Below are 4,636 nucleotides of genomic sequence, written 5' to 3' on the forward strand. Positions count from 1 at the left end.
CTCCGCCTCCCCGGGGGGGGGGGGGGGGGCCCGCGCGGGGGCTGGTTTTTGTGGGGGGCCGGGGGGGGGGGGGCGCCCCGCCGGGGGGGGGGGGGGGGGGGGGGGGGGGGGGGGGGGGGGGGGGGGGGCCCGAAAGAAAGCTCTCTGTCTGACGGTTCTTGCTCCCCTGCTCCCCTGCCCCCCTGCTCCCCTGCGCTGCCGCCATTGCCCTCCAAAAACAATAGAACGCCGCCAAAGCGAAGGGCGGCGTCAGGACGTGGCGGATGCCAACGCGGGAGTACATGAGGCCCCAGAAGCTGACGGCCAGCAGCGCCGCGGCCGTCAGGCCCACGGCCGGGCCAAACATCCGCCGCGCCAGGGCGTAGGTCAACGGCACTGCCAGCGTGCCCAGGAAGGCCGACAGCAGGCGGATGCCCGGCGCGGTTGGCCCGAACCAGGCTAGGAAGAGGGCGTTCAGGGCGTGGTAGAGCGCCTCGTGGCCGGAGGCGTCGGGGTAGTAGAAGGCCAGATCGCCGTCGAGCATCTTCTGCGAGATGACCAGCGTCTCGATGAGTTCATCGTCGCGCCAGCCGGGCGGCACGTCGGCCAGCGCCCAGACGCGCAGGCCGAAGGCCAGCAGGGTGAAAGCCAGCGCCACGTAACGCAGCCTGTCAGGCTGCTTCTGGGCCGGTCGCAGCCTGACAGGCTGCGCTACGAGGCTACTCATCGAGCACCGTCACCGTTGTCAATCTCAACCGGCCGTCGGGCGCGCCGGCCACGGACAGGCGCGGCCCGTTGGGCGGGGTGTAGACGCCCACGGCCAGCGGGTACGTCCCGGCTGGCGCGTTGACCGGCAGGACGATCTCGTGGTGTTGCAGCAGCACGTCCCCAGCCCGCCACAGTTCGCCCGGCGCGCCCAGGGCGTCGGCCTGGGCCAGCAGCCCGGCCGGGCCGTCCAGGTGGGCGAAGAGCGACGCGCCGGGCAGCGGGCGTAACAGACGCCACACCGTCACCAGCGACAGCGTCTCGCCCGGCCGCGCCGCGCCGGCCGACAGTTCATAGCCGAGCAGTTCGACGTGCTCGCCGAAGCGGGCGGGCAGCGGCGCGCCGTCAGCCGTGGTCGTCAATCGGTTCAGGGCGGGCAGCGCGCCGTCGAGGGCGTAGAAGCGCACCGGCCGATCCAGATCGTCGGGGCGCATGGGCAACTCGTCGACCAGTTCCGCGCCGGCCAGATAGGGTTGCAGGGCGTCCGGCAGCGGCGTGAAGCCGGGCACAACCAACGTGCTGTCAGCGGCGTCCGGCAGCAGCAAGCTCTCCCTCCCGTCGAACCAGCGCGCGGCGACGGACGGGTTGCGCAGCGTCAGCAGGGCGACGGCCGGGGTGTGGAACGGGCCGGGGGTGATAGTCGAGACGGCCGCCGCGCCGCCGCGCCCGTCCAGATGGCGCAGCGCCGTCACCATCGTCGTCTCGTACTGCACGCGCACCTCCGGGCTGCTGGCCCAGCGGCCGAAGTAGTCTCGCGCCGTGGCGACGCCGAGCCAGCCAAACAGGAGGACAACGAGTAGCCCGCCGACCACCGACCATCGTCTTTGCTCCCCCGCTCCCCTGCTCCCCCGCTCCCCCGCGCCCTGTCCTAGAAAGCGCGCCGCGCCGCGAGTAAGTACATGAAAGCCCGCCCCCATCGCCAACGCCGGAAACAGATAGACCACCGGCAGCGCGCCGATGGCCTGGGTTGTGCTCAGCCCCGGCCCCGTCACCAGCACCGGCGCGAAGCCGAGGGCCAACCACACAAGGGCCAGGAACGCGGCGGGGCCGCTCCATAGGGAGTAGAAACCGAGTTTCTCAGAAGAAACTCGGTTTCTGGGCCAGGCCAGCCACGCCGCGACGGCCAGCCCGACGTAGAACAGCGCGCCCAGAACGGGCGGCAGGAGCGGCCGGCCGGGGATGTTGTAGCGCCACGTCCCGTCGCCCTCGACGGTGAACAGACGCAACGCGCCGCGGGTGTTGGCCCACAGCGGCCCGAAGTCGCCGCTGGCGGCGGCCCGCAGCGGCGCGCTCAGTTCGCCAATGCGCACCTCCAGCCCCGGATGGCTCGCCAGATACAGGGCCAGCGGCGCGGCGATCACGGCCGCGACCAGCAGCGTCACCCCCAATCCTCTTATAGCGCGATTGGCCCAATCGCGCCGCGCGAGCCAGAGGTATCCCACCAGCGCCGGCAACGCTAGCCACATCACCCGCGCCGGGATGTAGGTGTAGAGGGAGAGGCCGAGAAGTAAACCGGAGGCTCCGAAGAGCAGGGGGGCAGGGGAGCGGGGGTGCGGGGGTGAAAGGGAGCGACGCCTCTTACTCCCCCGCTCCCCCGCTCCCGCGCTCCCCCGCGCTAACGCCCACAGTCCTTCCCAAAAAAGCAACACCGCCCCCACAAACACCGCCGGCAGCGCGATAGAGCGCAACGCCTGCCGCGCGGTCATGAGCGGCCAGAAGCCGGCGGCCAGCCCGGCGGCCGTCAGCAGCGCCGCCGGCGCGCCGAACGCCCGCCGCGTCCAGGCGTACATCCCGGCGATGAGCAGCAGCCCGAAGTAAACCGAAGTCAGCCGCGCGGCCAGGATGGTTGGCCCCGTCCCGGCCATGACCAACGCGGTGGCGTAGTCGTAGAGCGGTTCGCGGCCATAGCCGATAGGGAAGTAGAGGGCGTGCGTGCCATTGACGATGCCCCAGGCCGTCAGGCCGTGGTCGGCCTCGTCGTGGGTCATGCCCGGAGGGGCTTCGGGCAGCGCGCTCAGGCGCAGGGCGGCGGCCAGCAGCAGGATGAGAACGATCCAGGCCCGGGCCGGCGATGGGCGTCGCGCCGGGGGGCGAAGCGGGGGCGAAGGGGGGGCTGTCTCTCTCATGCGATAGCGATGGCCCGATAGTAGTGGAAGGTTGCCCGCCCCGCAACTATGCTTGCCCGGCGTTCACGCGCCGCCCGGCCTACGCGCCCGGCCGCGGGAACGAAAAACGCCACACGGACGAGCGTGTGGCGTTGGCGATCGGCGTTGGGTCTCGCAGGGATTAAGCCAAAGCGTTCTTGGCGATATCGACGACGGCCACGAACGCCGCCTCATCGCGCACGGCCAAATCGGCCAGCGCCTTGCGATCCAACCTGACGTCGGCCAGCTTGAGGCCATGCATGAAGCGGCTGTAGCTCAGCCCATGAATCCGCGTGGCCGCGTTGATCCGCGCGATCCACAGCCGCCGGAAATCGCGCTTCCGGTTGCGGCGGTCGCGGTAGGCGTACCAGTAGGATTTCATCATGGCTTCATTGGCCCGGCGGAACAGCGTGCTACGCGTGCCCCACTGGCCTTTGGTCATGTTGAGAATCTTCTTATGACGACGGCGTGTTACAAAACCACCTTTTACGCGCATTCTATTTCACCTCGCATTTCGGTAGCCTGGACGCTCAGCAACTCCTCGCGGCGCGAGGCCAGGCAGCGATATTTCAAACAATGGACAATTCACTCACTGGATGAGGCCGCCACAGAACACACGGAGTCCGCAAGTGGCCCTCTGGGCAATCTGCGTAACCTGCGTAATCTGCGGATCGATCCCTCTTCTTAGGCCGGCGGGTTGGCCTTGTACTTCTTGAGATAAGGGGCCATCCGCTTAATGCGGCGACGGTCGCCGGCCGCGGTGACCACGATCATCTCAGACAGCATCCGCTTGGTGCGCTTCGACTTGTTCCGGCGCAAGTGGCTCTTACCGCCCTTGGTGCGGACGATCTTGCCAGAGCCGGTGACGCGGAAGCGCTTGGCAGCCGCCTTGTAGGTCTTCAACTTGTATTTCTTTGTTGCCTTTGGCATGTTACATCCCTTTTTAGAATCTCTACTGGCCCGGCGCGGAGCTCGTCCTCGTTGCCGGCAGCCGTAAAAAAAGCCCCGAAGGGCCTTTCTTATCCACGGTTGATCCCGTTCTCCGTGTGGAGGCGGGGCCGATTAGCCACTCTTTTGGGCGACGCTCTCGGGCGAAAGGGTCAGGGTCATCCGCCAGCCTTCCAGCGTCGGGGCCTGCTCGACCACGGCGATGTCCTTCAGGTCTTCGGCGATCTCCTGCAAGGCCCGCTGCCCGATCTCCGGATAGGAAATCTCGCGGGACTTGAAGCGGACCATGAACTTGACCTTCTTGCCCTCTTCCAGCCACTTGCGCGCGGTGCGCACGCCAATATCCTTATGGTAATCATCCGTCCGAGGCGTCAACCGGATGGTCTTGATCTCGATCTTCTTCTGGTGCTTGCGCGCCTCGCGCTCCTTCTTCGTTTGCTCGTAGGCAAACTTTCCGAAGTCCAACACCCGGCATACCGGCGGGTTGGCGGTGGGGGCGACCTCGACCAGGTCGAGTTCCGCCTCTTCGGCGATGCGCAAGGCATCGAAGAAAGGCAGGACACCCCGATTGACGCCATTGTGATCGATGAGGCGCACCTCGCGCGCCCGGATCTGCCGGTTGATCCGGAAGTCAATCGTGTCGGACTGTCTAACTGGTGGACGTTTTACTCTTTTAATCTACTGCACCCTCTTGGCGTGAATTCTGACGCGGCAGAACTCACCTCTAATATGAACGGCAAAACGAGGCCAACGGCCCAAAGCTCAATCATAGCACGGGGTTACACTCTCGTCAACCGGCC

At 67.4% G+C, this 4,636-nt stretch carries 5 protein-coding genes; all 5 read right to left on the reverse strand.

Going from position 1 to position 4,636, the window contains the following annotated elements; genetic code table 11:
* Positions 1-706: glycosyltransferase family 39 protein (locus tag ACE3UY_RS16640; RefSeq protein WP_374688612.1), on the reverse strand; the 706-nt coding region annotated here is incomplete at its 3' end.
* Positions 699-2,870 carry a hypothetical protein gene (locus ACE3UY_RS16645; protein ID WP_374688613.1) on the reverse strand — a complete coding sequence of 724 codons (2,172 nt, stop codon included), beginning with the start codon at positions 2,868-2,870 and terminating at the stop codon, positions 699-701. The genes ACE3UY_RS16640 and ACE3UY_RS16645, both read right to left, overlap by 8 nt.
* A gap of 160 nt (positions 2,871-3,030) precedes the next feature.
* The gene (gene rplT / locus ACE3UY_RS16650) at positions 3,031-3,384 is read right to left on the reverse strand and encodes a 50S ribosomal protein L20 (protein ID WP_374688614.1); all 354 of its coding nucleotides are present in this window, start codon (positions 3,382-3,384) and stop codon (positions 3,031-3,033) included.
* 188 nt (positions 3,385-3,572) lie between these two features.
* Positions 3,573-3,818, reverse strand: a complete 246-nt coding sequence (gene rpmI, locus ACE3UY_RS16655; protein ID WP_374688615.1) for a 50S ribosomal protein L35 — start codon at positions 3,816-3,818, stop codon at positions 3,573-3,575.
* Positions 3,819-3,950: 132 nt separating this feature from the next.
* A complete protein-coding gene (gene infC, locus ACE3UY_RS16660) occupies positions 3,951-4,514 on the reverse strand; it encodes a translation initiation factor IF-3 (RefSeq protein WP_374688616.1) in 564 nt (187 codons plus the stop codon).
* Positions 4,515-4,636: the final 122 nt, after the last annotated feature.

It is taken from the genome of Promineifilum sp. (SeqCode) (genome assembly GCF_041918635.1).
In the GTDB taxonomy this organism is placed as follows: domain Bacteria; phylum Chloroflexota; class Anaerolineae; order Promineifilales; family Promineifilaceae; genus Promineifilum.